Here is a 22,410-nt window from a genome sequence, read left to right as displayed (position 1 = left end):
GGCCACCGGCTCCCCGGCCACCACCGAGGCGGCTACCGCCGAGGCCCCGGCCGCCGAGCCCGTCGCCGAGGAGGCCCCCAAGGCCGCCCCGCGCCGCCGCATGGCCAAGAAGGCGGCCGTCGCGGAGGCCGTCGCCGAGGCGCCGGTGACCGAGGAGGCCCCCAAGGCTCCCCGTCGCCGCACGACGAAGAAGGCGGTCGTCGCCGAGGCGCCCGACGCTTCCGAGCCGAAGACGCCGACCCGTCGTCGTACGACGAAGGCCGCGGCGGCCGAGGCGCCGGTGGCCGAGGAGGCCCCCAAGGCTCCTCGCCGTCGCACCACCAAGAAGGCGGCGGCCCAGCCCGAGGGCTGATCCCGTCCGACCCCGCTCCACCCGTGCGGCCCGCCCCTCCCCAGGGGCCGGGCCGCACGGCCTTTTCCGGGCTCCGCCCCCGCCCCCGTACGCCCGAAGCCGGGACCGGAACCCGCGCCCGGATCCCGGGCAAGGCAGCCCGCGCCCCTTCCGGACCAGCCCCCGGGCAGTCTCCCCGGGAGTCGTACCGGCCCTCGAAGCCGACGGCCGGACCCGCGCGCCGGACCCGCGCGCGCCGTCCCCCCGACGGCCGGACCGGCCCTCGAAACCCGTGGCCGGCCCCCCTCCCGGACCGGCCCCCGCGCCGTGTTCCCGGTGGCCGGGGCGCTACCGCGGCCCCGCACGCACCCGGTCGGCCCCCCGGCTCCCGCGCCGTTACAGTCCAGATATGAGCAAGCCGCGTTCACTCGTCCTGCCGCCCCGTACCCGCGCACGCCGGTTGGTGACCGCGCGGGGCGAGTTCGCCGTGCTGGACGCGGTGCCGGCGGGCGAGCGGCGGGGGACGGTGCTGCTGCTGCCGGGGTACACGGGCAGCAAGGAGGACTTCCTTGCGCTGCTGGAGCCGCTGGGCGGGGCCGGGTACCGGGCCGTGGCCGTGGACGGGCGGGGGCAGCACGAGACGCCGGGGCCGCGGGGCCGGAGGGCGTACCGGCGCAGGGCGCTCGCGCTGGACGCGGTGGCGCAGGCGGCGGCGCTCGGCGACGGGCCCGTCCATCTGGTCGGCCATTCCTTCGGCGGGCTGGTGGCGCGGGCCGCGGCGGCGCTGGCGCCGGACGCGTTCCGCTCGCTGACGCTGCTGTCCTCGGGTCCCGGGCCGGTCGCCAGGCCGCAGCGGGTCCGGGTGCGGGTGCTGCGCGGTGCGCTCGCGCTGCTCCCGAAGGAGCGCGTGTGGCAGGCGATGTGCCGGCTGGACAGCCGGGGCGAGGAGCCGGGGGCGGCGGACGCGCCGGAGATCACGGAGTTCCTGCGGCGCCGCTGGACGGGGACCAGGATCGCCCAACTCGCGGGAGCGGGGCGGCTGCTGGTGCACGGTCGGGACGGTACGGAGGAGCTGGCCGGGCTGCGGATGCCGCTGCACATCGCGTACGGGGCGGACGAGGCCGTCTGGTCCCCGGCGGACCTGTCGGCGACGGCGGTCCGCATCGGCGCGCACCACACGGTGGTGGCGGGCGCGGGCCACTCCCCCAACGTGTCGCACCCGGTGGAGCTGACCGACCGCCTCACCGCCTTCTGGGAGCGGGCGGACGCTCCCGCCGGCGACGGCGCCGCCACCGAGGTCAGTACTGCGCCTTGAGGTGCTGCCAGAAGCCGTCCCGCAGGGCGCGCCGGAGCGAGGCGTGTCCGCGCAGGGAGCGGCTGAGCAGGCGCTCCGCCTCGACGAGCAGGTCCTGGTCGACGGGTCCCGGCAGGTAGGGCGCGCTGGGCAGGAGTTCGGCGAGCCGGTCGCGGCCGCGCTCGCCGAGCCAGGTCGCGGCGATCTGGGCGCCGACGAACCGGACCTCCTCGCGGGAGGGCGGCGGCTCGCCCTCGTTCTCGTACGTGGTGACGGGGCGGCGGGTGACGTAGGGGCGGCAGAAGTCCAGCTCGAAGGTGCGCTGGCTGTCGACCTCCCAGAGGAGTGCCTCGGCCTGGTTGCGCCCCTCGGCGGCCTCGATGCCCCACAGGTGGACGCGGGCGCCGTAGCCCTGGGCGGCCTCGACGGCCGAGACGAGGTCCTCGTCGCCGCCGACGAGGGCGGCGTCGCTGATGGCGCGGTGGCGGGCGAGGGACTCCAGGTCGGTGCGGATGAGGGAGTCGACGCCCTTCTGCTGGTTGTTGGCGTTGAGGTTGCCGAGGCGGACCTTGACGTCGGGCAGTTCGGCGATGGCCTGCTGCTCGGGTGTGTGGATGCGGCGTCTGGCTCCGTCGTACCAGTAGACGCGGAGCAGCCGGCTGTCCGCGAAGATCGTGCGGGCCTTGTCGATGAAGGCCTCGATGAGGCCCTCCGCGTCGAGGTCGAAGGAGCGTCGGTCCTCGGTTCCCGCCACCAGCAACCCGGCCGCAGCATGGACGTAACCCGCGTCGACGAAGATGGCGTGTGTGGAGGGGGTCTTGGCCACCTCGGCCAGCATCCGCTGAAGCAGCTCGTTGGTGCGCCCCAGGCGTGCGTCGAGGTCGCGCAGGCGGGTGTCGGTCTCGGTGTCCTGAGTGGTCTCTGCGTCGTTCATACGGGGCTCATTGTCCGCCGGTCGGGGCGCGGCCGCCACACCCTCTCTACCCGCCAGTAGTTAGCCAGCCGAAAATTTTCCTTAGCGTAAGGAATGTTTCCGGAGTACACCACGTTGGACCCCTGTGTAACGCAGTTCTCCACCTGGAGGATCAACTCAGACGAAGGGAGAAGCCCATGCGCTTCGAAATCCTGCGACTCGACGACATCGACGGCACGCCCGTCGACCGGACCGTCGTGGACGCCTCCTCCGTCAACCGGATCGTGCAGCAGGCCGCCGCGATCGGCCAGCGCATCTGGATCCGCCCCGCCGAGACCTCGGCCTCGTAACAGGTCGGGTCCACCCCACGCACCGCGCCCCCGCACGGACTCCGCGACAGCGGAATCCGTACGGGGGCGCAGTGGCGTCCGGGGCGGGTCCCCGAGGGGTTCAGGCGTTCTGGATCACCTGGGTGACGCCGTTGATGATCTGCTGCACCGCGATGGCGGACAGCATCATGCCCGCGAGCCGCGTCACCAGGACGACGCCGCCGTCCTTGATGACCCGGATGATCACCAGCGAGTAGCGCATGGTCAGCCACAGCACGACGTGCATGGCGGCGATCGCGGTCCAGACGGAGACCTGGGAGGCGACGCTGTCGGCGTGCTGCACGGCCAGGATGACCGAGACGATCGCACCGGGGCCGGCGAGCAGCGGCATGCCGAGCGGCACCAGGGCGACGTTCACGTCCTTGGTCTGCTTCGGCTCGTCGGTCTTGCCGGTGAGCAGGTCGAGCGCGATGAGCAGCAGCAGGAGGCCGCCCGCGATCATCAGGGCGGGGACGGAGACGTGCAGGTAGTCCAGGATCTGCTGCCCCAGCAGGCCGAAGACGGTGATGACGCCGAAGGCGACCGTGACGGCCTGCCAGGCCATCCGGCGCTGCACCTTGGCCGGTCGGCCGGAGGTGAGGGCGAGGAAGATCGGGGTGATCCCCGGGGGGTCCATGATCACGAAGAGGGTGAGGAACAGCGAGCCGAAGACGGCGACGTCGAACACGGTGGGGTGCCTTGCGGGAGAGGTCGAACAGTGGGGTGTCCCCGCGGATCGGAACGTGGGATTCCGGAAGCAGGGCAGGAGAAGCGCCACCGGAGCACGGCACGGGGCCGTACGGGCGGCGTCGGACGGAGTCGGGGCGCGCGCACCCGCCCGGGAGGCGGCGGGCACGACGGCCGGCCGCCGTCACGAGGGAGCGGCGGAGGAGCGGCCGGAACGGCCGGAGGACGTACGGCCCTCTCAGCGGGATCCGCCCGCGCCGGGGACCGGGAAGGCCCCCGCGGCACGGCGGGTGATCTCGCCGTAGATCTCGGGGTCGGTGGTGTACTCGCCGAGGCGGCAGGTCTTGCGACTGCCGTGGTAGTCGCTGGAGCCCGTGGTCAGCAGCCCGAGCTCCTTCGCGAGCCCGCGCAGCCGCGCGCGCGTCGCCTCGTCGTGGTCCATGTGGTCGACCTCGACGCCGTCGAGTCCGGCCTCGGCGAGCCGGGCTATCGAGGCCTCGGACAGCACCTGGCCGCGCTTGACGGCGAGCGGGTGGGCGAAGACGGTGACGCCGCCGGCCGCCTTCACCAGGCGGATCGCGTCGACCGGGTCCAGTTCGTGCTTCCCGACGTACGCCCGGCCGCCGTCGGCGAGCCACTCGGGCGTGAACGCCCCGGACACGTCCGGCACGACTCCCAGCTCGACCAGCGCCTCGGCGACGTGCGGGCGGCCCACGGAGCCGTCGCCGGCGATCCGGGCCACCTGCTCCCAGGTGACGGGGACGCCGAGCTCCTGGAGCCTGCCCACCATGGCGCGGGCGCGCGGCACCCGGTCGTCCCGGACGAGCTCGCGCTCGGCGAGGAGCGCCGGCTCCGTCGGGTCGAAGAGGTACGCCAGCATGTGCAGGCCGATGCCGTCGATCCGGCAGGACAGCTCGGCGCCGGTGACCAGGGTCAGTCCCTCGGGCAGCGCCTCGATCGCCTCGGCGTGGCCCCGGGTGGTGTCGTGGTCCGTCAGCGCGACGACGTCGAGCCCGGCCGCGGCCGCGTTCCGTACGAGCTCCGCCGGGGAGTCCGTGCCGTCGGAAGCCGTGGAGTGGGTGTGCAGGTCGATGCGCACGACGCGGTACTCCGGGGGCTCGGCACGGACGAGGGGACGCTCCAGCATAACGGGCGAATCGAACACAGCCGTACGGAACGTCAGGCGGCCTCCGCCGGGCAGGGCCTGGCGAGCGCCGGGACGACACCCCCTGGGGGCGTCTTGCCGATCACGCCCGATCCGGCCTGATCGGCAAGGGGTCCTAACCGAGGAGCCTCGGCGTGAGTGCGCCGCACGGGAGCAGTTCGACCTCGGCCCCGGCGTCGCGGAGGTCGGTCAGGACGAGCTCGTCGTACATGAGGAGCCCGGACTGCTCGGGCCAGACGATCGCCCACAGCCACATGCCGCAGGCCTCGCCGGCGAAGACCGCGCGGTCATGCGGGGCGCCGTTGACGTGCCAGAGCGGGGTGGGGCGGCCGGCGGCGAGCACCTTCGTCTGGGGCGGCTTGTCGATGGACATGCCGGGGCCGGGGTCCGGGCCGTCGATGCCGGCGTACCGCGCGCCGAGGCCGACGCCCAGTTCCTCGGCGACCAGGACCAGCTCGCCGATCCCGCCGAGCGGTCCGGGGCCCGAGCAGGCGACGGCCGTCGCGCGACCGCCGCTGCGGTCGTCTCCCGCGTACGCGACCCCGGTGAAGAGCCAGCCGACGGGCAGGGGCCACGGCATCCACACCGGCACCTGGGACCGGTTCACCACGACACCGAGCGCCTCGACGCTGGGGGGGATCACGGGCTGGAGCGGGTACACCGAGCCGTGTACGTCACACTGCCAGGAGTCGGCGAAGAGACCGGGCGCCCTGACCCGGCCACCGCACTTCGGACAACTGGGTTCGCCCCTCATAGGGCTCCACGGTCCTAGCTCTTCCGCCCCACGTCAAGGACGTCCGCAGACGATCACCCGTCCGGCCGGGGCCCTGCGCCACCGGTGGGCGCGCGCGCCGGTCCGGGCGGGTTCGAACGGGCGGAGGGCGCGCCCCGCGGCCCTCAGTCCAGGCTCACGGACCCGCGGAGGGGATCGCGCAGGTCCGTCCCCTTGGCCAGCCAGCGCTCCTCCAGGGCCTGCGCCCCGTGGACCCGCTTCCAGGCGGCCTCGTTGGGGGTCATCGGCAGCAGCGGCAGGAACCGGACGGGGTCCATCGGCTCGTCGAGCTCCAGGTCCTCGACGAGGCCGCCGGACTCGGCGACGAGGACGGAGCTGAAGGAGGCGCCCGGCCAGAGCGGGTCGCCGACGTCGAGCGAGGCGCCGGGGGCCACGACGAGGCCCTCGACCTGGGGCGTGGCGGCGAGCACGGCGAGCGGGCGCAGCACCTTGTCGGTGTCGGCGAGCCCGGCCCGGACGGTGAGGACGAGTTCCGCGCGCGGTCCCTTCACCGGGTCGGCGAGCGCGGAGGTCGGGTCGGCCATCGGCTGCGCGGACATGCCGAGGGTCGCGTACCGCACGAGATCGCCGTCGATGAAACGGAGCACCTCGATCCGTTCCGTGCCGAGAAACGTCACCGCGGCCCGCGCGTCCGGTTCTCCGAGTGCCGTCCGCAGTCGGGCCTCGACCAGTGCAAGAACTTCTCCCATGTGGGGAGCATAGATCGCGTATGGAACGGGCAAAGTAAGGGATTGACCCTCTGTCGGCTGATAGTGTTGGCCACTGGTCGGGATTCCCGACTGCTCGTCACACGTCATCCCCGACAGGGGACCGGCCGGAGGAGGTGGGACTGCGATGGACCGAAGTCGGTCGGGCAGTACCAGCAGCTCTTCCGCCGCCTCGCACCCCAGCTCGGTGCGCTCCCTCCGGTGACGTCCGGGTCCGGCACGGACCCGCCCCTCCGGCATCTCGCTCGACGGAAGAGCACTTCGCCTTTCCCTGTCTGTAGCGACCGCCGTCACCGCGACCCCCGGTGCCGCCCGCTTTGTGGACGACGTACGTCTCCGTCCCCATTCCGGGCTGCGCCACGATCCGCGCCGACGGCCGATCCGTGAAGGAGCACGCCCATGTCGATGATCCGTGACCTGACCGCCGCCGTCCGTCCGAGCCTGCGGCACACCCTGCGCAAGACCCCCACCACGTACACCGCGTACGACCCCACCCGCGACCACTCGGCCTCCAGCGCCGTCGTCGACTGCGCCGTCTACCGCGACGGCCGCCGCGTCGACGACCGCGAGTGCCTCACGCCGCGCGGCGCGATGCACCAGGTGCGGGAGAGCGGCGGCTTCGCCTGGATCGGCCTCCACGAGCCGACCGAGGCCGAATTCGCCGGTATCGCCGCCGAGTTCGGGCTGCACCCGCTCGCCGTCGAGGACGCCGTCCACGCCCACCAGCGGCCCAAGCTGGAGCGGTACGACGACACCCTGTTCACCGTCTTCAAGACCATCCACTACGTCGAGCACGCCGAACTCACCGCGACCAGCGAGGTCGTGGAGACCGGCGAGGTCATGTGCTTCACCGGCCCCGACTTCGTCATCACCGTCCGGCACGGCGGCCAGGGCTCGCTGCGCAACCTCCGCCACCGCCTCCAGGGCGAGCCGGAACTGCTCGCCAAGGGCCCCTCGGCCGTGCTGCACGCCATCGCCGACCACGTCGTCGACGGCTACATCGCGGTCGCCGACGCCGTCGAGCTGGACATCGACCAGCTGGAGATCGACGTCTTCTCGCCGGCCGCGAAGGGCTCGACGCGCGGCACCGACACCGGCCGGATCTACCAGCTCAAGCGCGAGGTACTGGAGTTCAAGCGGGCCGTCACCCCGCTGCTGCGCCCGATGCAGCTGCTCAGCGAGCGGCCGATGCGCCTGGTCGACCCCGACATCCAGAAGTACTTCCGGGACGTCGCCGACCACCTCGCCCGCGTCCAGGAGCAGGTCGTCGGCTTCGACGAACTCCTCAACTCGATCCTCCAGGCCAACCTGGCGCAGGCGACCGTCGCCCAGAACGAGGACATGCGCAAGATCACCTCGTGGGCGGCGATCGTCGCCGTCCCCACGGCGGTCTGCGGCGTGTACGGCATGAACTTCGACCACATGCCGGAGCTGCACTGGAAGTACGGCTACCCGATGGTGCTCACCGGCATCATCGCGGTCTGCTTCACCATCCACCGCACCCTGAAGCGCAACGGCTGGCTGTAGGGGGCCGGGCCGGTGCTCCCGGATAGGCTTCGGCCATGACCGACACGCTGCTCCCCGGCGCCCTCGTCGAGGAGGCCACCAAGAAGTCCGGCCTCGTCTGGGTGCGCGGCACGGGGCCCGCCCGCGCGCTCTGGCACGTCTGGCACGACGGCGCCGCACACGTCGTCGGCGACGGCCCCGGTGAGCAGCCGCTGCCCGGCCTGGCCGACGGCGGTACGGCCGAGGTGACCGTCCGCAGCAAGGACAAGGGCGGCCGGCTCGTCGCCTGGACCGCCGCCGTGCGCGAGCTCTCCCCCGGCACCGAGGAGTGGGACGCGGCCGTGGCCGAGCTGAAGGGCAAGCGGCTCAACGCCCCCGACGGCGAGGCGATGCCGGACCGCTGGGCGCGCGAGTGCCGGGTGCTGCGGCTCGACCCGCGCGCCTCCACCACGGACCTCCCGGACGGCTCGCTGGCCGCCGTCCCGCTGCCGTCGGACGCCGTCACCCGCCGCCCCATTCCGGCGGCGCTGCCGAAGCTGCTGCTCAAGCGGCGCCGCAAGGCCTGACGGCCTCCGGCGGGCCTCAGGTCCGGGGCAGCTGCTTGCCGTAGTCGAGGGTCTCCTCCGTGGAGGGCTCGGCGAGGGGGAAGTCGCGGTCCCACTCGGAGAGCACGACGACGCCCGCGCCGCCGCCCCGCGCGAACTGGAGGGGGTACGGGGAGCCCTCCAGAGCCACGTCGAGGGTGCCGCCCTCGCCGTCCGCGCCGCCCTTGACCTTGACCGTGCGGACCCCGCCGATCTGGTCGCGGTCGCCCTTGACGGCCTCGCCGTGCAGGCCGATCAGCCCGTCGAGGAGCAGGCCCATGTCGGTGAAGCCGCGCAGCTGCTTGTACGAGGGGTCGCCCTGCGGCACCTTCACGTACATGTCGTCGAGCTTGTCGGCGGCCTCGGTGTCCGCCTCCGTGGGCGCCTCGTCGGCCTTGTCGTCGTGGGACCAGAAGCCCGCGTCGGCCTTCAGGTAGAGCGCGTCGCCGACGCGCAGCAGCTCGAAGGTGCTGTTCTTCGTCGTCACCGAGCCGGTGGCGCCGTTCTGCTTGAGGCGCATGTTCAGCTTGAAGGTGCCGCCCTTGCTGACCAGGGTGCCGGAGAGGCGTACCGCCTTCGCCGCGTCCGCCGCCGTCTGCGCCTTCTGCTCGATCTCGGGGGCCGAGAGCCTCCCGACGCCGTTCGTCCCCTCGTCCGGATCGGCGGCGCAGGCCGTGAGTCCCACCGTCAGTCCGGCGCAGAGCGCCAGGGGCGTGACAGCCCTGCGGATACGCGATGACGGGGTGCGGACGGTCATCTGCGCTGCCTCTCGTTTCATGGGGGACGACGGGCCGTGGCCCGTGAGGGGTGCCGGTGGACGGCCGCGTTCCCGGCCGGGCGGAACGGCCGGGTCCGGTGCGGGGGCCGAGGGGGGAACGGCAGACCGCAGCGTACCCGGGCCGGGTGGCGGACCCCGCAGGCAGCCGTACGGAGGCACTGCCGGGGCGGTCCGGAACGGCACGGGCTAGCCTGAACCCGGCAAAGCTCTGCAACCACCGGCAAAGCTCTGCGACGACTCGAATCGTGCGGCACCGAGGAGGCGCGTGGCATGGCGGCAGGCGCCCCCCGGATCTTCGTCTCCCATCTCGCGGGGGTCCCCGTCTTCGACCCCGTCGGCGACCAGGTCGGCCGGGTCAGCGACCTGGTCGCCATGCTCCGGGTGGGACGCCGTCCGCCCCGGCTGCTCGGCATGGTCGTGGAGGTCCTCAGCCGCCGCCGGGTCTTCGTGCCGATGACCCGGATCACGGGCGTCCAGTCCGGCCAGGTCATCACCACCGGCGTGGTCAACATGCGCCGCTTCGAGCAGCGTCCCACCGAGCGGCTGGTCCTCGGCGAACTCCTCGACCGGCGGGTCCGGCTCGTGGAGAGCGACGGGCGGGAGGGCGAGGAGGTCACCGTCCTCGACGTCGCCATCCAGCAGCTGCCCGCCCGGCGCGACTGGGAGATCGACAAGGTCTTCGTGCGGCGCGGCAAGGGCGGGGCGCTGCGCCGCAAGGGCGAGACCCTGACGGTCGAGTGGTCGGCCGTCACCGGCTTCTCCCTCGAGGAGCACGGACAGGGCGCCGAGAACCTGGTCGCCACCTTCGAGAGGCTGCGCCCCGCCGACCTGGCGAACGCGCTGCACCACCTCTCCCCCAAGCGGCGTGCCGAGGTGGCGGCGGCCCTCGACGACGACCGGCTCGCCGACGTCCTCGAAGAGCTTCCGGAGGACGACCAGATCGAGATCATCGGCAAGCTGAAGGAAGAGCGCGCGGCCGACGTGCTGGAGGCGATGGACCCGGACGACGCGGCCGACCTGCTGTCGGAGCTGCCGGAGGAGGACCAGGAGCGACTGCTGACCCTGATGCAGCCGGACGACGCCGCCGACGTGCGCCGGCTCCTGGCGTACGAGGAGCGCACGGCGGGCGGTCTGATGACGACCGAGCCGATCGTGCTGCGCCCGGACGCCACCGTGGCGGACGCGCTGGCCCGGGTGCGCCAGCAGGACCTGTCGCCGGCGCTCGCCGCACAGGTGTACGTGTGCCGGCCTCCGGACGAGACGCCCACCGGCAAGTACCTGGGCACGGTGCACTTCCAGCGGCTGCTGCGCGACCCGCCCTTCACCCTGGTGAGCTCGATCGTGGACAGCGATCTGCCGCCGCTCGGACCGGAGACCCCGCTGCCCGCCGTGACCAGCTACCTCGCCGCGTACAACATGGTGGCGGCGCCGGTGGTGGACGAGAGCGGCTCGCTGCTGGGCGCCGTCACCGTCGACGACGTGCTCGACCACCTGCTGCCGGAGGACTGGCGGGAGACCGAGTTCCACGAGGAGGGGGTCCGGCATGGCCGCTGAGCGCACACAGGACCGGGAGCGCGAACGGCCGGCGTCCCGCATCCGGCTCGACCTGCCGCGCGAGCGGCGGGCCAGGCTGCTGCCGGAGTACGACCCGGAGGCGTTCGGGCGGCTGTCGGAGCGGATCGCCCGGTTCCTGGGGACCGGACGGTTCCTGGTCTGGATGACGCTGACGGTGATCGTCTGGATCGGGTGGAACATCTTCGCGCCGGTGTCCCTGCGGTTCGACGAGTACCCCTTCATCTTCCTGACGCTCGCGCTGTCCCTGCAGGCCTCGTACGCCGCGCCGCTGATCCTGCTGGCCCAGAACCGGCAGGACGACCGGGACCGGGTCAATCTGGAGCAGGACCGGAAGCAGAACGAGCGGTCGATCGCGGACACCGAGTACCTGACCCGGGAGATCGCGGCGCTGCGGATGGGCCTGGGCGAGGTCGCGACCCGCGACTGGATCAGGTCGGAGCTCCAGGACCTGATCAAGGAGCTGGAGGAGCGCCGGGATCTATTCCCGTCCGCCGACGGCAGGGGAAGTGACGTACCCGACCGTTGACAGGCCTTTCATGGCCCGGTGGTCGGCGCCGTACCATCGTCGGTATGGCTACGGAAGACGCGGTGCTCGCAGCACTGGCGACGGTGAACGACCCTGAGATCAACAAGCCGATCACTGAGCTCGGCATGGTCAAGTCGGTGGAGATCGAACCGGACGGCAGGGTCGCCGTCACGGTGTACCTGACGGTCTCCGGCTGCCCGATGCGCGACACCATCACGCAGCGCGTGACCGAGGCCGTCTCCCGGGTCGAGGGCGTCACCGGCGTCGACGTCTCGCTGGACGTGATGAGCGACGAGCAGCGCAAGGAGCTGGCGGCGGCGCTGCGCGGCACGGGCGCCGAGCGCGAGGTGCCGTTCGCGAAGCCCGGCTCGCTGACCCGGGTGTACGCGGTGGCCTCCGGCAAGGGCGGCGTCGGCAAGTCGTCCGTCACCGTGAACCTGGCCGCGGCGATGGCCGCCGACGGTCTCAAGGTCGGTGTCGTCGACGCCGACATCTACGGCCACAGCGTGCCGCGGATGCTGGGTGCGGACGGCCGTCCGACCCAGGTCGAGAACATGATCATGCCGCCGTCGGCGAACGGCGTGAAGGTCATCTCCATCGGCATGTTCACCCCGGGCAACGCCCCGGTGGTGTGGCGCGGCCCGATGCTGCACCGCGCGCTCCAGCAGTTCCTCGCGGACGTGTACTGGGGCGACCTGGACGTCCTGCTCCTCGACCTGCCGCCGGGCACCGGCGACATCGCGATCTCCGTCGCGCAGCTCGTGCCGAACGCGGAGATCCTCGTCGTCACCACCCCGCAGCAGGCCGCGGCCGAGGTCGCCGAGCGGGCCGGCTCGATCGCCGTCCAGACCCACCAGAAGATCGTCGGCGTCGTCGAGAACATGGCGGGCCTGCCGTGTCCGCACTGCGACGAGATGGTCGACGTGTTCGGCACGGGCGGCGGCCAGAAGGTCGCGGACGGCCTGACGCAGACCACGGGCGCGACCGTCCCGGTCCTCGGCTCGATCCCGATCGACGTACGGCTCCGCGAGGGCGGCGACGACGGCAAGCCCGTCGTCCTCTCCGACCCCGACTCCCCGGCGGGCGCCGCTCTGCGTGCCATCGCCGGCAAGCTGGGCGGCCGCCAGCGCGGCCTCTCGGGCATGAGCCTGGGCATCACGCCCCGCAACAAGTTCTAGAAGCGGTACGACGCAGGGGCGGCCCCGGATGTCCGGGGCCGCCCCTGCGTCATGTGCTCACGCGTACGCGTCCAGGTCCTTGATCTGCGAGAAGCCGAGCCCGTACGCGCTCATCCCCCGCCCGTACGCGCCGATGTGGACGCCCGGGGCCGACCCGGCGAGGACCCAGCCGAACTCGGACTCCCGGTAGTGGAACGGCACCGGCACGCCGTCCACCGGCAGCGACAGCGTCGACCAGGGGGGCCCGGTGAGGTCGTCGGCGAGTTCGAAGGCGGTCTCGGTCTGCTGGTCGAGCCAGTTGTCGCGCGTCGCGTGGTCGAGCGAGGCCGGCCAGGTGTGGACGAGCAGTCCGGAACCGGCCAGCCAGGCCGCGGAGGAGACGGTGGTGGCGTCGAGGACGCCCGTGCCGTCGCCGGTGCGTCGTACCGGGTTCGCCGCGACCGTCACCACCACGGCGAAGCGCTCCTTCTCCACGCCGCTCGCGTCGGACTTTATGGACGGCGTGTCACCGTGTCCGGTCGAACCGTGCTGCACGCTGCCGTCCGCCGCCGTGCCGACCTGCATCAGCCAGCGGGGCCCGGTGAACGCCTCGTCGAGGCCGTACCAGGCGAAGGGTGCGCGCAGGTAGCCCTCGGGGGTCCGCCGGGCCGTGGGCACGTCCTCCGCCCGACTCGTGGTCTCCATCTCGGCCGCCTCCTCGTTCCGTCAACAGAGGGAGGATAGCCACCGGGACGCGTCCGGGCGGTGACAGCCCGTCGTCAGGTCGCGTCGGAGTCGTACGGAGGGCGCTCGCCGGTGTCCGGCTTGTCCTGCTTCTTCAGCAGGTCCGGAGTGCCGTTGACCGCGGAACCGTTGACCGCGGCGGGCGCGCCCGCGCGGCCGTGGACGGCGTCGGCGACCTCGTTCATCTCCTTCTTGAGGTCGAAGCTGCCGCGCAGTTCCTTGAGCTCCCGGAGGTCCTCGTTCTGCTCCATCTGCTTGCGGAGGAACGTCTTGGGGTTGAGGTCCTCGAACTCGAAGTCCTTGAACTCCGGGCCCAGCTCGCTGCGGATGTCCTCCTTCGCGCTGTCGGAGAACTCACGGACCTTCCGGATGAAGCGCGAGACGTCCTGGATCACCTTGGGGAGCTTGTCCGGCCCGAAGACGAGCACGGCGAGCACCACGAGGGCCACCAGCTCGAGTGCGCCTATGTCGCTGAACACCTAGTAGCTCCTTCACGCCGGTCCAGGGCCCGGTCCACGGTACCCGCCCGGACTGCCGGACGGGTACCTCGCGGCGTCCATCACATGGCGCTCAGGTGCCCTGCGAGGACCCGAGGGTCAACGTCTTTGTCAGCTCTTTGCCGTCCCGGGTCAGGGTGAGCTCCAGCTTGTCGCCGGGGCGGTGGGCGCGGATCTTCACGATGAGCTCCTCGCCGTTGTGCACCCGCTGGCCGTCGACCTTGGTGATGACGTCCCCGGGACGGAGCCCGGCCTTGGCGGCCGGGCCGCCGGCGGTGACGGAGGCGGAGCCGTCCTTGCCCTTCTCGCCGACACGGGCACCGTCGCCGTTGAACTGCATGTCGAGGCTCACACCGATGACGGGGTGGGTCGCCTTGCCGGTGTTGATGAGTTCCTCGGCGACGCGCTTGCCCTGGTTGATCGGTATGGCGAAGCCGAGGCCGATGGAGCCGGGCTGGCTCGCGCCGTCCTCGCCCTCGCCGGAACCGCCGGCGGCGCGGATCGCGCTGTTGATGCCGATGACCCGGGCCTTGGAGTCGAGGAGCGGGCCGCCGGAGTTGCCGGGGTTGATCGGGGCGTCGGTCTGGAGCGCGTCGACGTAGCTGATGTCGCTGCCGTCGCCCTTCTCGCCGCCGGCGGTGATCGGGCGCTCCTTGGCGCTGATGATCCCGGAGGTGACCGTGTTGGAGAGGTCGAAGGGGGCGCCGATGGCGACGACGGGGTCGCCGACCCGGACGTTGTCGGAGTTCCCGAGCGGCAGCGGCCTGAGGCCGGAGACGCCGGTGACCTGGACGACGGCCAGGTCGTAGCCGGTGTCCTTGCCGACGAGCCTGGCGCGGGCGGTCTCGCCGCTGGAGAAGGTGACCGAGATGTCCTCGGAGGACGTGGCCCCGTCGACGACGTGGTTGTTGGTGAGGATGTGGCCCTTGGTGTCCAGGACGAAGCCGGTGCCGGTGCCGGAGGAACCGCTGCCCCTGACGTGCAGGGTGACGACGCCCGGCAGGGCGCTGGCGGCGATCCCGGCGACGCTGTCCGGGGCGCGGTCGGTGTCCCCGGCCTCGGCCTGCGGCAGCTCGACGGTGGTGAGGCCGCCGTTGCGCTCCACGTACGCGCCGATCCCGCCGCCGATGACGCCGGTGATCAGGGCGAAGACGAGCGCGCCCGCGACCGCGAGGCCCTTGCGGGACTTCTTCGCGGGCGCCGGCTCGAACGCGAACCCGGGTCCGCCCGCCCCCCACGGGTCGTACTGGGTCCACGGCGACCCGCCCTGCGGGGGCACGGGCCCCTGCGGCTGCGGCTGCGGCTGCGGCTGGGGGTGCGACGGCGCCGGGGGCACGACACCCTGCTGCGCCGGTACGGGGGCGGGCGGGCGCTGTACGGGCGGCGCGGGTGCCCACGGGCCGGGCTCGCCGTAGGGCGGCGTGCGGTACTCGTCGGGGGCGTGCAGCGGCTGGGGCGCCGCGGGCCGCGCCTGCGGCACGGAGACCGCGACCGGCGCCGGGTCCGCGGCGGGCGCGGGCCGCGCCGCGTCGGCCTCCGCCGCGGGCGCGGACGTCGTCGGTTCGACGACCGGGGCGGGCTCCGGCACGGAGGCCGGGGGCTGCGCCGTCCGCGGCTCGGCCGTCAGGGGCCGCGGCTTCGACACCTCGAACGCGGATGCCGGTGCCGTCTCCGTCAGGTCGTCCGCCGGCCGGGACCCGGCCGGGGCGGCCTGGTCCGGGGCCGCGGACGGCTGGGGTGCGGGCAGGGGGAAGTCACCGTCGCCGTCCTCGGCCGGCGGCGGCGTGGGTATCCGCGCCGCCTCCGGTGTGCTCGACGGCCGGCTCCACCAGTTCGGCTTCCCGTTGTTCATGCTCTCCCCGCAACCGCTGACCCGTCCACGCGCCCCTGGGTCGGGCGCCCCTGCCCCTGGATTCAACCAGGTCTCGGGTCAGCGTCGGGCGACGAGCGGCACGGCCGTCGAGGTCGACGCCTGGCCGGGGTCCGGCGCGAAGGCCAGCCGCAGGGCCGGAGCCGTCGGCCGGACGAACGGCGAGAGGGCCAGAAGCGACTGCGTGGTGGGGTTCCGGAGCCCGACGGCGACCGTCGGCGCGGCCTCGGACCGCGTGACGCCCGGCGCCGTGCCCTGCTGGGCGGCGGCGACGGGACCGTGCGGGCCGGCCGTCGGGGCCGACGGGGTCAGCGCCCCGGCGACCACGGACTGGGCGCCGTAGCGCTCGCCGTTGCGCGTGCCGCGCGAGGTGCTCTGGCCGGTCGTGCCGCCGCCCGCGGTGCCGGTGGCGCGCAGCGGGGTGACCGCGCTGCCCGTGCCCTGACCGCCGCGCGCGCTCGCGCTCACGGAGGAGTCCATGGGCAGGGTGCCGCCGAGGGCGATGGCCGCGAACGAGACCGCGCTGGCCGCGGCGAAGGCGAAGCGACGGCCGCGCCCTGACGCGCCCGAGCGTTCCCCGACGGCGTGGATCCGGAAGCCGGTGGCCGGGCCGGAGTGCGGGGTGACGACCGCGGTGGCGAAGCCGTCGGACCTCACTCCGCCGGCGAGCAGCTCTTCGAGCCGCCCCCGGGGCACGCCGGGACCTCCGGAGCCGCCGGGACCTCCGGAGCCGCCCGGCGGGTCGCCGGGGAGGCCCTGGAGCCGGGCGAGGAAGCCCTCCGAGGGAGGTGGGGGCGCCGCGGAGGCGAAGACGCTCTTGAGGGTGCGCTGCGCGTCCGCCTCCGCCTTGCAGCGGGGGCAGGTCGCGAGGTGCGCCAGGACCCGCTCGCGGGCGTCGTGGCCGAGTTCGCCGTCGACGAGGGCGGCCAGCCGGTCCCCGAGGTGGTGTTCCGCGGGGGTCGGCGACGAGGGACGTGTGCCGCTCACGCTGTCCCTGCCTCCCATCCGACGGATGCGAGCGCACGCTCCGCCCGGGCCTCGGGCGAGCGGTGCTTGAGCGCCTTGCGGAGGTGGGAGCGCCCGCGGTGGATCCGGCTGCGGACGGTGCCGAGCTTCACGCCGAGGGTCGCGGCGATCTCCTCGTACGACAGTCCTTCGATGTCGCAGAGGACGACCGCGGCACGGAACTCGGGCGCGAGGGTGTCGAGGGCCTGCTGCACGTCGGCGTCGAAGTGCGTGTCGTTGAAGACCTGCTGCGGCGAGGGCTCACGGCTGGGCAGCCGCTCGGCCGCGTCGTCGGCGAGCGCGTCGAAGCGGATGCGCTGCTTGCGGCGGACCATGTCGAGGAAGAGGTTGGTGGTGATGCGGTGGAGCCAGCCCTCGAAGGTGCCCGGCGTGTACGTCGACAGCGAGCGGAAGACGCGGACGAAGACCTCCTGCGTCAGGTCCTCGGCGTCGTGCTGGTTGCCCGTGAGGCGGTAGGCCAGGCGGTAGACCCGGCCACTGTGCGTGCTGACGATCTCCTCCCAGGTGGGAGGGGTCCACGCCTGCGATTCCGCATCCGATGCGAAGGTCGCGGTGGTGGGAGCGGAGTCGGTGGTGCGGAAACGGTCAGCGGTGTCGGTCACGGATTTCGGCTCACCCGCCGACCTGAGAAGACGCCGAAGCACTCCTCCCCGATCCCCAGGCGCAGCCGCACCTCCCCTGTCGGCTCTGGTGGTGTCCAGTGGAGCCCCTACCATAGCCACCCCGCCCGTTAGCTCCGGATAAGAATCTTTACGCGAATTTGGAACCGGGTCTCCCGGCCGCCTCCTGCCGCGTCCTTCCCCTGGTGAACGCCCGGTCCCATCAGCAGGTTCCCGTGGGCAGCGGATACAGTCACCGTTGCGTCAACTACGGGGACAGGAGAGGGCCATTACCGCCAACCGGCAGACGAGCTGGTCGTTCGCCGACGCCTTCGTCGCCGAGGACGAGGCTCTGCGCTGGGCCCGGGAGCGGGCCCGGGAGGCAGGGCTGCCCTCGGTGTCCCCCGGCACCGGTGGCGCGCTGCGTCTGCTCGCCGCGACGGCGGACGCCAAGGCGGTGGCGGAGATCGGCACCGGTACGGGCGTGTCGGGCATCTACCTGCTGCACGGGATGCGGCCGGACGGGGTGCTGACGACGGTGGACCTCCAGCCGGAGCGGCAGCAGCTCGCGAAGACGGCGTTCCGGGCCGCGGGCTTCGCCGGCAACCGGGCCCGCTTCATCCCCGGCCGCGCCCTGGACGTCCTGCCGCGACTGGCGGACGGCGGGTACGACCTGGTGTTCTGCGACGGCGACCGGCTGGAGTACCTGGACTACCTCGCTGAATCGTTGCGCCTGCTGCGACCTGGGGGGCTCGTCTGCTTCGAAGGGGTCTTCGCGGACGGCCGCACGGTCGACTCCGGGGCCCAGCCGCCGGAGGTCCAGCGGCTGCGCGAACTGCTGCGGGCCGTGCGCGAGAGCCAGGACCTGGTGGCCTCGATGCTGCCGGTCGGCGACGGCCTGCTCTGCGGGGTCCGGCGCGGCTGACGGTCGCGCGCCCGGATTCCCGGATTTTCGGATTCCCGGACTCTCGGATTCCCGGGTGGTCGGCGGGGTCGCGCGGGTCGTGGAGTCAGCGGGTCGCCGGGGCACAGGTCGCGAGGCCACCGGATCAGCGGGTCGCGGGGCCACCGGGGTCGTGGAGTCGCCGGTCGCCGGTCGCCGGTCGCCGGGAGGGTGCCGGACGCACCGCTGCCCCGGCACGGCGGACCGTACCGGGGCAGCGGAAGGAAATCGTGGAGGGTCGGGTCAGCCGACGACCTTCTTCAGGGCGTCGCCCAGCGCCTCGGCCTCGCCCGGGGTCAGCTCGACGACAAGCCGACCGCCGCCTTCGAGCGGTACGCGCATGACGATGCCCCGCCCCTCCTTGGTCACCTCGAGCGGGCCGTCACCCGTCCGCGGCTTCATGGCCGCCATGCTTGTTCCCCTTCCTGAAACCAGCTCATCGTCAGCCGGGCAGCTCCTTGGTGTGGAGCACGAGTCACCGGCTTCGAACACATTGCTTCCAGGTCATTATCCCGCATCACAGGACCCGATGACCAACATCGATCTGCATCGCTTGCGCAACGCGCTTCCGCAAAACCCCATAATTCGGCGACCGGCCTGCGATACTTCGCCGCTCGCCCTCCGCCCCGGCTCCCCTGTTCTTTGACGCAGCTCACATGTGCGGGGCGGGTGATCTCCGCCATGCTGGGCTGGTCAACCACGCAATGAGGCGAAGGGAACCCCATGGCCGACACGGTGCTGTACGAGGTGAGCGAGGGTCTCGCCACCATCACTCTCAACCGGCCCGAGGCCATGAACGCGATGAACGTGGCGGCGAAAGTCGCCCTCCGGGACGCCGCGGAGACGGCCTCGGCGGACCCCGCCGTTCGGGCGGTGCTGCTCACCGCGGCGGGCGACCGGGCGTTCTGCGTGGGCCAGGACCTGAAGGAACACGTGGGTCTGCTGCTCGCGGACAAGGAGTCCGGCACGAGCCAGACGATGAACACGGTCCGCGACCACTACAACCCGATCGTCAAGGCGCTCACCGGCATGCGGAAGCCCGTCGTGGCCGCCGTGAACGGCGTCGCGGCGGGGGCCGGCTTCGGCTTCGCGCTCGCGGCCGACTACCGGGTCGTCGCCGAGACGGCCGCCTTCAACACCTCCTTCGCGGGGGTCGCGCTCACCGCCGACTCCGGCATGTCCTGGACGCTGCCCCGGCTGATCGGCCAGAGCCGCGCCTCCGACCTGCTGCTCTTCCCGCGGTCGATCAGCGCCCGGGAGGCGTACGAGCTCGGCATCGTGAACCGCCTGGTCCCGGCCGCCGACCTGGCCGCCGAGGCCGTGAAGGTGGCCCGGACCCTCGCGGAGGGCCCGACCGTGGCGTACGCGGCGCTGAAGGAGTCCCTGGCGTACGGCGCCGACCACTCGCTCGCCGAGGCCCTGGAGAAGGAGGACGAGCTCCAGACGCTGGCCGGCGCCTCCGAGGACCACACGATCGCGGTCCGCGCCTTCATCGCCAAGGAGAAGCCCCGCTACCTGGGCCGCTGAGGCCCCCGTCCGGGGCGGGCGGCTACCGGCCGCCGCCCCGGGCCACGCAGTCGGCCACGTGGTCGTCGACCAGGCCGCAGGCCTGCATCAGCGCGTAGGCGGTGGTGGGACCGATGAAGCGCAGGCCGCGCTTCTTGAGGGCCTTGGAGAGGGCCGTGGACTCGTCCGTGACCGCCGGGACGTCCGAGACCGTGCGCGGGGCGGGCCGGGTCGCCGGGTCGGGGGCGTACGACCAGATCAGGGTGTCGAGTTCGCCCGGGTCCCAGCCGGCGAGCAGCTTCGCGTTGGCGAGGGTGGCGTCGATCTTGGCGCGGTTGCGGATGATGCCCTCGTCGGCGAGGAGCCGCTCGCGGTCCGCCTCGCCGAAGCCGGCCACCGAGGCGATCTCGAAGTCGGCGAAGGCCCGCCGGAAGCCCTCGCGGCGGCGCAGGATCGTGATCCAGGACAGGCCCGACTGGAAGGCCTCCAGGCAGAGCCGCTCGAACAGCGCGTCGTCGCCGTGGACCGGGCGGCCCCACTCCTCGTCGTGGTACGTCACGTAGTCCTCGGCCGACAGGCCCCAGGGGCAGCGGAGCCGCCCGTCCGGGCCGGGGACCGCCCCGCCGGTCACTGCTGGTCGCCTTCGCGGTCCGGGCCCGCGGCGGCGCCGGCGAGGGCCTCCTCCAGCTCGGCGATCCGCGCGTCCCGCTCGGCGATCTCGGCTCCCAGCCGGACCAGGACGTCGTCCACGTCCGCCATCCGGTAGCCGCGAGCGGCGACGGGGAGGCGGAGCGCCTCGACGTCGGCGCGGTCCACCGGCCGGGCCGCCGGCAGGGGGTCGACGAGCTGCTCGGGCGCCACCTCGGGCAGCACCTCGCTGTCGCCGCCGCCGACCACGGCCAGGGTCACCGCGGCCACGACCACGACCATCGTGATGAGCAGAAACCAGAACACCTGCGCGCCTCTCCCCGGAGTGGAAATCGTCCCGTGCCGATCGTGCCATGCGCCACCGGCGGTTAGGGTCACAGGCGAACGGACGCGAGGGAGGACAAAAGGGATGCTGCGCTTGGGACGGCGTGAATTCGGGCCGCACGAGCCGGTGATCATGGCGATCGTGAACCGGACCCCGGACTCCTTCTACGACCAGGGCGCGACCTTCCGGGACGAGCCGGCGCTCGCCCGGGTCGAGCAGGCGGTCGCCGAGGGCGCGGCGATCATCGACATCGGCGGGGTCAAGGCGGGCCCCGGCGAGGAGGTGACGGCCGAGGAGGAGGCGCGCCGCACGGTCGGCTTCGTGGCCGAGGTCCGCAGGCGCCACCCCGACGTGGTGATCAGCGTGGACACCTGGCGGGCCGACGTCGGCGCGGCCGTCTGCGAGGCGGGCGCGGACGTCCTCAACGACGCGTGGGGCGGGGTCGACCCGGGTCTCGCGGAGGTGGCCGCCAAGTACGGCGCCGGCCTCGTCTGCACGCACGCCGGTGGCGCGGAGCCCCGGACGCGGCCGCACCGGGTGGGGTACGACGACGTGATGGCCGACATCCTGCGCGTCACGGTCGGGCTCGCGGAGCGGGCGGCGGCGCTGGGCGTCCGCCGGGACGCGATCATGATCGACCCGGGCCACGACTTCGGGAAGAACACCCGGCACAGCCTGGAGGCGACCCGCCGGCTCGGCGAGATGACGGACACGGGGTGGCCCGTGCTGGTGTCCCTGTCGAACAAGGACTTCGTGGGCGAGACGCTGGACCGGCCCGTGAAGGAGCGGGTGCTCGGGACGCTGGCGACGACGGCGGTGTCGGCCTGGCTCGGGGCGCGGGTGTACCGGGTGCACGAGGTCGCCGAGACCCGGCAGGTCCTGGACATGGTGGCGTCCATCGCCGGGCACCGGCCGCCGGCCGTGGCCCGGCGCGGGCTGGCCTGACGGGGCGGCCGGGGGTGCCGCCGGGAGGGCGGCCGGTCGCGCCACCCGCTCCGTCCCCGGAGGCGGGTGCGCACGAGCCGGCCGGTCCCGGGCGGCGCACCTACTTGCCGGTCTCCTTCGTCACCAGGGCGACCGCCTCGTCCACGTCGTCCGTGACGTGGAAGAGGAGGAGGTCGCGCTCGGACGCCTTGCCGCCGGCGACGACGGAGTCGCGCAGCCAGTCGACGAGGCCCTTCCAGTACTGCGTGCCGAAGAGCACGATCGGGAAGCGGGTGACCTTGCGGGTCTGCACCAGGGTGAGCGCCTCGAAGAGCTCGTCGAGGGTGCCGAGGCCGCCGGGCAGGACGACGAAGCCCTGCGCGTACTTCACGAACATCGTCTTGCGGACGAAGAAGTAGCGGAAGTTCACGCCGATGTCGACGTGCTGGTTGAGCCCCTGCTCGAAGGGGAGCTCGATGCCGAGGCCGACGGACACGCCCTTGGCCTCCCGCGCGCCCTTGTTTGCCGCCTCCATGGCACCCGGGCCGCCGCCCGTGATGACCGCGAAGCCGGCCTCGACGAGCGCGCGGCCGATCCGTACGCCCGCCTCGTACTCCGGCGAGTCCTGCTTCGTGCGGGCGGAGCCGAAGACGCTGATGGCGCTCGGCAGTTCGGCGAGGGCGCCGAAGCCCTCGACGAACTCGGACTGGATGCGCATGACGCGCCAGGGGTCGGTGTGCACCCACTCCGAGTCACCCTCGGTGTCGAGCAGCCGCTGGTCCGTCGTCCCCGGCTGGACCTGGTCCCTGCGCCGCAGCACCGGACCGAGACGCTGCTCCTCGGGCTTCGCCATTCCCTCGGGAATGCCCATGGCCTGCTCCCTCCGCCGATCGGCGATCAGCTGTCGATCGACCGCCAACTGATCTTCTGGTCCGGCCAGAGTA

The 22,410-nt window shown here is 73.0% G+C and carries 25 protein-coding genes and 1 pseudogene; 11 read left to right on the top strand and 15 right to left on the bottom strand.

Going from position 1 to position 22,410, the window contains the following annotated elements; all coding sequences use genetic code 11:
- Both AC067A_RS00920 and AC067A_RS00915 read left to right on the top strand, forming a co-directional pair.
- Nucleotides 1–352: pseudogene (locus tag AC067A_RS00920) on the top strand (DEAD/DEAH box helicase); the annotation flags it as partial.
- A gap of 388 nt (nucleotides 353–740) precedes the next feature.
- Complete coding sequence (locus AC067A_RS00915; RefSeq protein WP_478612674.1) at nucleotides 741–1,646, top strand: alpha/beta fold hydrolase; 906 nt, start codon at nucleotides 741–743, stop codon at nucleotides 1,644–1,646.
- Here the strand turns inward: AC067A_RS00915 and AC067A_RS00910 are convergent.
- Nucleotides 1,630–2,559, bottom strand: coding sequence for an NYN domain-containing protein (locus tag AC067A_RS00910; RefSeq protein ID WP_478612671.1), 930 nt, complete (start codon nucleotides 2,557–2,559; stop codon nucleotides 1,630–1,632). The two genes, AC067A_RS00915 and AC067A_RS00910, sit on opposite strands and share 17 nt — an antisense overlap.
- Before the next feature lie 176 nt (nucleotides 2,560–2,735).
- Between AC067A_RS00910 and AC067A_RS00905 the strand changes: the two genes are divergently transcribed.
- The gene (locus AC067A_RS00905; RefSeq protein ID WP_017239951.1) at nucleotides 2,736–2,888 is read left to right on the top strand and encodes a hypothetical protein; all 153 of its coding nucleotides are present in this window, start codon (nucleotides 2,736–2,738) and stop codon (nucleotides 2,886–2,888) included.
- A 100-nt stretch (nucleotides 2,889–2,988) separates the two neighbouring features.
- On the opposite strand, the gene AC067A_RS00900 is transcribed toward AC067A_RS00905, so the two are convergent.
- The 4 genes from AC067A_RS00900 to AC067A_RS00885 form a co-directional block, all read right to left on the bottom strand.
- A complete protein-coding gene (locus AC067A_RS00900; protein WP_386256166.1) occupies nucleotides 2,989–3,594 on the bottom strand; it encodes a MarC family protein in 606 nt (201 codons plus the stop codon).
- A gap of 237 nt (nucleotides 3,595–3,831) precedes the next feature.
- Nucleotides 3,832–4,692 carry a PHP domain-containing protein gene (locus AC067A_RS00895; protein ID WP_478613473.1) on the bottom strand — a complete coding sequence of 287 codons (861 nt, stop codon included), beginning with the start codon at nucleotides 4,690–4,692 and terminating at the stop codon, nucleotides 3,832–3,834.
- Between the two features lie 181 nt (nucleotides 4,693–4,873).
- A complete protein-coding gene (locus AC067A_RS00890) occupies nucleotides 4,874–5,512 on the bottom strand; it encodes a DUF6758 family protein (protein WP_478612665.1) in 639 nt (212 codons plus the stop codon).
- A 143-nt stretch (nucleotides 5,513–5,655) separates the two neighbouring features.
- A complete protein-coding gene (locus tag AC067A_RS00885) occupies nucleotides 5,656–6,240 on the bottom strand; it encodes a suppressor of fused domain protein (protein ID WP_478612662.1) in 585 nt (194 codons plus the stop codon).
- A 417-nt stretch (nucleotides 6,241–6,657) separates the two neighbouring features.
- On the opposite strand from AC067A_RS00885, the gene AC067A_RS00880 reads away from it, so the two are divergent.
- Complete coding sequence (locus AC067A_RS00880; RefSeq protein ID WP_478612660.1) at nucleotides 6,658–7,785, top strand: magnesium and cobalt transport protein CorA; 1,128 nt, start codon at nucleotides 6,658–6,660, stop codon at nucleotides 7,783–7,785.
- Between the two features lie 35 nt (nucleotides 7,786–7,820).
- Complete coding sequence (locus AC067A_RS00875) at nucleotides 7,821–8,330, top strand: hypothetical protein (protein WP_478612657.1); 510 nt, start codon at nucleotides 7,821–7,823, stop codon at nucleotides 8,328–8,330.
- Between the two features lie 16 nt (nucleotides 8,331–8,346).
- Here AC067A_RS00875 and AC067A_RS00870 read toward each other — a convergent pair whose 3' ends face one another.
- Entirely contained in the window at nucleotides 8,347–9,105 is a 759-nt protein-coding gene (locus tag AC067A_RS00870; protein WP_478613471.1) for a hypothetical protein, read from the bottom strand.
- A gap of 291 nt (nucleotides 9,106–9,396) precedes the next feature.
- On the opposite strand from AC067A_RS00870, the gene AC067A_RS00865 reads away from it, so the two are divergent.
- Genes AC067A_RS00865 through AC067A_RS00855 form a run of 3 tightly spaced genes read left to right on the top strand, consistent with a single transcriptional unit; the run spans nucleotide 9,397 to nucleotide 12,405 of the window.
- Nucleotides 9,397–10,680, top strand: a complete 1,284-nt coding sequence (locus tag AC067A_RS00865; protein WP_478612655.1) for a magnesium transporter MgtE N-terminal domain-containing protein — start codon at nucleotides 9,397–9,399, stop codon at nucleotides 10,678–10,680.
- Nucleotides 10,670–11,227 (top strand): DUF1003 domain-containing protein, encoded by a 558-nt coding sequence (locus tag AC067A_RS00860; protein ID WP_478612652.1) that lies wholly within the window; start codon nucleotides 10,670–10,672, stop codon nucleotides 11,225–11,227. The genes AC067A_RS00865 and AC067A_RS00860 overlap by 11 nt, the downstream gene beginning before the upstream one ends.
- A 44-nt stretch (nucleotides 11,228–11,271) precedes the next feature.
- A complete protein-coding gene (locus tag AC067A_RS00855) occupies nucleotides 11,272–12,405 on the top strand; it encodes an Mrp/NBP35 family ATP-binding protein (protein ID WP_453896637.1) in 1,134 nt (377 codons plus the stop codon).
- Nucleotides 12,406–12,462: 57 nt separating this feature from the next.
- On the opposite strand, the gene AC067A_RS00850 is transcribed toward AC067A_RS00855, so the two are convergent.
- The 5 genes from AC067A_RS00850 to sigE all read right to left on the bottom strand — a co-directional run bounded on the left by AC067A_RS00850 (nucleotide 12,463) and on the right by sigE (nucleotide 17,237).
- The gene (locus AC067A_RS00850) at nucleotides 12,463–13,089 is read right to left on the bottom strand and encodes a hypothetical protein (protein ID WP_478612647.1); all 627 of its coding nucleotides are present in this window, start codon (nucleotides 13,087–13,089) and stop codon (nucleotides 12,463–12,465) included.
- Between the two features lie 74 nt (nucleotides 13,090–13,163).
- The gene (locus AC067A_RS00845) at nucleotides 13,164–13,607 is read right to left on the bottom strand and encodes a sec-independent translocase (RefSeq protein ID WP_478612645.1); all 444 of its coding nucleotides are present in this window, start codon (nucleotides 13,605–13,607) and stop codon (nucleotides 13,164–13,166) included.
- 91 nt (nucleotides 13,608–13,698) lie between these two features.
- A complete protein-coding gene (locus AC067A_RS00840; protein ID WP_478612642.1) occupies nucleotides 13,699–15,477 on the bottom strand; it encodes a S1C family serine protease in 1,779 nt (592 codons plus the stop codon).
- Between the two features lie 78 nt (nucleotides 15,478–15,555).
- The gene (locus AC067A_RS00835; RefSeq protein ID WP_478612639.1) at nucleotides 15,556–16,482 is read right to left on the bottom strand and encodes an anti-sigma factor family protein; all 927 of its coding nucleotides are present in this window, start codon (nucleotides 16,480–16,482) and stop codon (nucleotides 15,556–15,558) included.
- Nucleotides 16,479–17,237 (bottom strand): RNA polymerase sigma factor SigE, encoded by a 759-nt coding sequence (sigE, locus tag AC067A_RS00830; protein WP_073809068.1) that lies wholly within the window; start codon nucleotides 17,235–17,237, stop codon nucleotides 16,479–16,481. Before sigE ends, AC067A_RS00835 begins: the two co-directional genes overlap by 4 nt.
- Nucleotides 17,238–17,379: 142 nt before the next feature.
- Between sigE and AC067A_RS00825 the strand changes: the two genes are divergently transcribed.
- Nucleotides 17,380–18,045, top strand: a complete 666-nt coding sequence (locus AC067A_RS00825; RefSeq protein WP_478612634.1) for an O-methyltransferase — start codon at nucleotides 17,380–17,382, stop codon at nucleotides 18,043–18,045.
- Between the two features lie 261 nt (nucleotides 18,046–18,306).
- Here the strand turns inward: AC067A_RS00825 and AC067A_RS00820 are convergent, their stop codons facing one another.
- Complete coding sequence (locus tag AC067A_RS00820; RefSeq protein WP_017239934.1) at nucleotides 18,307–18,474, bottom strand: DUF3117 domain-containing protein; 168 nt, start codon at nucleotides 18,472–18,474, stop codon at nucleotides 18,307–18,309.
- Between the two features lie 312 nt (nucleotides 18,475–18,786).
- Here AC067A_RS00820 and chcB point away from each other — a divergent pair, with 312 nt between their 5' ends.
- On the top strand, nucleotides 18,787–19,590 hold the full coding sequence (gene chcB, locus AC067A_RS00815) for a 2-cyclohexenylcarbonyl CoA isomerase (protein WP_478612631.1): 804 nt from the start codon (nucleotides 18,787–18,789) through the stop codon (nucleotides 19,588–19,590).
- 22 nt (nucleotides 19,591–19,612) lie between these two features.
- Here chcB and AC067A_RS00810 read toward each other — a convergent pair whose 3' ends face one another.
- Nucleotides 19,613–20,200 (bottom strand): DNA-3-methyladenine glycosylase I, encoded by a 588-nt coding sequence (locus AC067A_RS00810; protein WP_478612629.1) that lies wholly within the window; start codon nucleotides 20,198–20,200, stop codon nucleotides 19,613–19,615.
- Entirely contained in the window at nucleotides 20,197–20,523 is a 327-nt protein-coding gene (locus AC067A_RS00805; protein WP_478612626.1) for a hypothetical protein, read from the bottom strand. Before AC067A_RS00805 ends, AC067A_RS00810 begins: the two co-directional genes overlap by 4 nt.
- Before the next feature lie 103 nt (nucleotides 20,524–20,626).
- Here AC067A_RS00805 and folP point away from each other — a divergent pair, with 103 nt between their 5' ends.
- Entirely contained in the window at nucleotides 20,627–21,487 is an 861-nt protein-coding gene (gene folP, locus AC067A_RS00800) for a dihydropteroate synthase (RefSeq protein ID WP_478612623.1), read from the top strand.
- Nucleotides 21,488–21,587: 100 nt separating this feature from the next.
- Here folP and AC067A_RS00795 read toward each other — a convergent pair whose 3' ends face one another.
- Nucleotides 21,588–22,337: an LOG family protein gene (locus AC067A_RS00795; RefSeq protein ID WP_478612620.1), complete on the bottom strand. Its 750-nt coding sequence runs from the start codon at nucleotides 22,335–22,337 to the stop codon at nucleotides 21,588–21,590.
- Between the last annotated feature and the right edge of the window lie 73 nt (nucleotides 22,338–22,410).

The organism is Streptomyces sp. NPDC043176, assembly GCF_056436715.1.
The sequence above is the reverse complement of the archived record's forward strand: the minus strand, read 5'-3'. Positions and strand labels throughout refer to the sequence as shown.

Bases quoted from the DNA above. Each gene is read 5' to 3' on its own strand.
- AC067A_RS00915 (WP_478612674.1), top strand. From the start codon at position 741: ATGAGCAAGCCGCGTTCACTCGTCCTGCCGCCCCGTACCCGCGCACGC.
- AC067A_RS00910 (WP_478612671.1), bottom strand. From the start codon at position 2,559: ATGAACGACGCAGAGACCACTCAGGACACCGAGACCGACACCCGCCTG.
- AC067A_RS00905 (WP_017239951.1), top strand. From the start codon at position 2,736: ATGCGCTTCGAAATCCTGCGACTCGACGACATCGACGGCACGCCCGTC.
- AC067A_RS00890 (WP_478612665.1), bottom strand. From the start codon at position 5,512: ATGAGGGGCGAACCCAGTTGTCCGAAGTGCGGTGGCCGGGTCAGGGCG.
- AC067A_RS00885 (WP_478612662.1), bottom strand. From the start codon at position 6,240: ATGGGAGAAGTTCTTGCACTGGTCGAGGCCCGACTGCGGACGGCACTC.
- AC067A_RS00880 (WP_478612660.1), top strand. From the start codon at position 6,658: ATGTCGATGATCCGTGACCTGACCGCCGCCGTCCGTCCGAGCCTGCGG.
- AC067A_RS00875 (WP_478612657.1), top strand. From the start codon at position 7,821: ATGACCGACACGCTGCTCCCCGGCGCCCTCGTCGAGGAGGCCACCAAG.
- AC067A_RS00870 (WP_478613471.1), bottom strand. From the start codon at position 9,105: ATGACCGTCCGCACCCCGTCATCGCGTATCCGCAGGGCTGTCACGCCC.
- AC067A_RS00865 (WP_478612655.1), top strand. From the start codon at position 9,397: ATGGCGGCAGGCGCCCCCCGGATCTTCGTCTCCCATCTCGCGGGGGTC.
- AC067A_RS00860 (WP_478612652.1), top strand. From the start codon at position 10,670: ATGGCCGCTGAGCGCACACAGGACCGGGAGCGCGAACGGCCGGCGTCC.
- AC067A_RS00855 (WP_453896637.1), top strand. From the start codon at position 11,272: ATGGCTACGGAAGACGCGGTGCTCGCAGCACTGGCGACGGTGAACGAC.
- AC067A_RS00850 (WP_478612647.1), bottom strand. From the start codon at position 13,089: ATGGAGACCACGAGTCGGGCGGAGGACGTGCCCACGGCCCGGCGGACC.
- AC067A_RS00840 (WP_478612642.1), bottom strand. From the start codon at position 15,477: ATGAACAACGGGAAGCCGAACTGGTGGAGCCGGCCGTCGAGCACACCG.
- sigE (WP_073809068.1), bottom strand. From the start codon at position 17,237: ATGGTAGGGGCTCCACTGGACACCACCAGAGCCGACAGGGGAGGTGCG.
- AC067A_RS00820 (WP_017239934.1), bottom strand. From the start codon at position 18,474: ATGGCGGCCATGAAGCCGCGGACGGGTGACGGCCCGCTCGAGGTGACC.
- chcB (WP_478612631.1), top strand. From the start codon at position 18,787: ATGGCCGACACGGTGCTGTACGAGGTGAGCGAGGGTCTCGCCACCATC.
- folP (WP_478612623.1), top strand. From the start codon at position 20,627: ATGCTGCGCTTGGGACGGCGTGAATTCGGGCCGCACGAGCCGGTGATC.
- AC067A_RS00795 (WP_478612620.1), bottom strand. From the start codon at position 22,337: ATGGGCATTCCCGAGGGAATGGCGAAGCCCGAGGAGCAGCGTCTCGGT.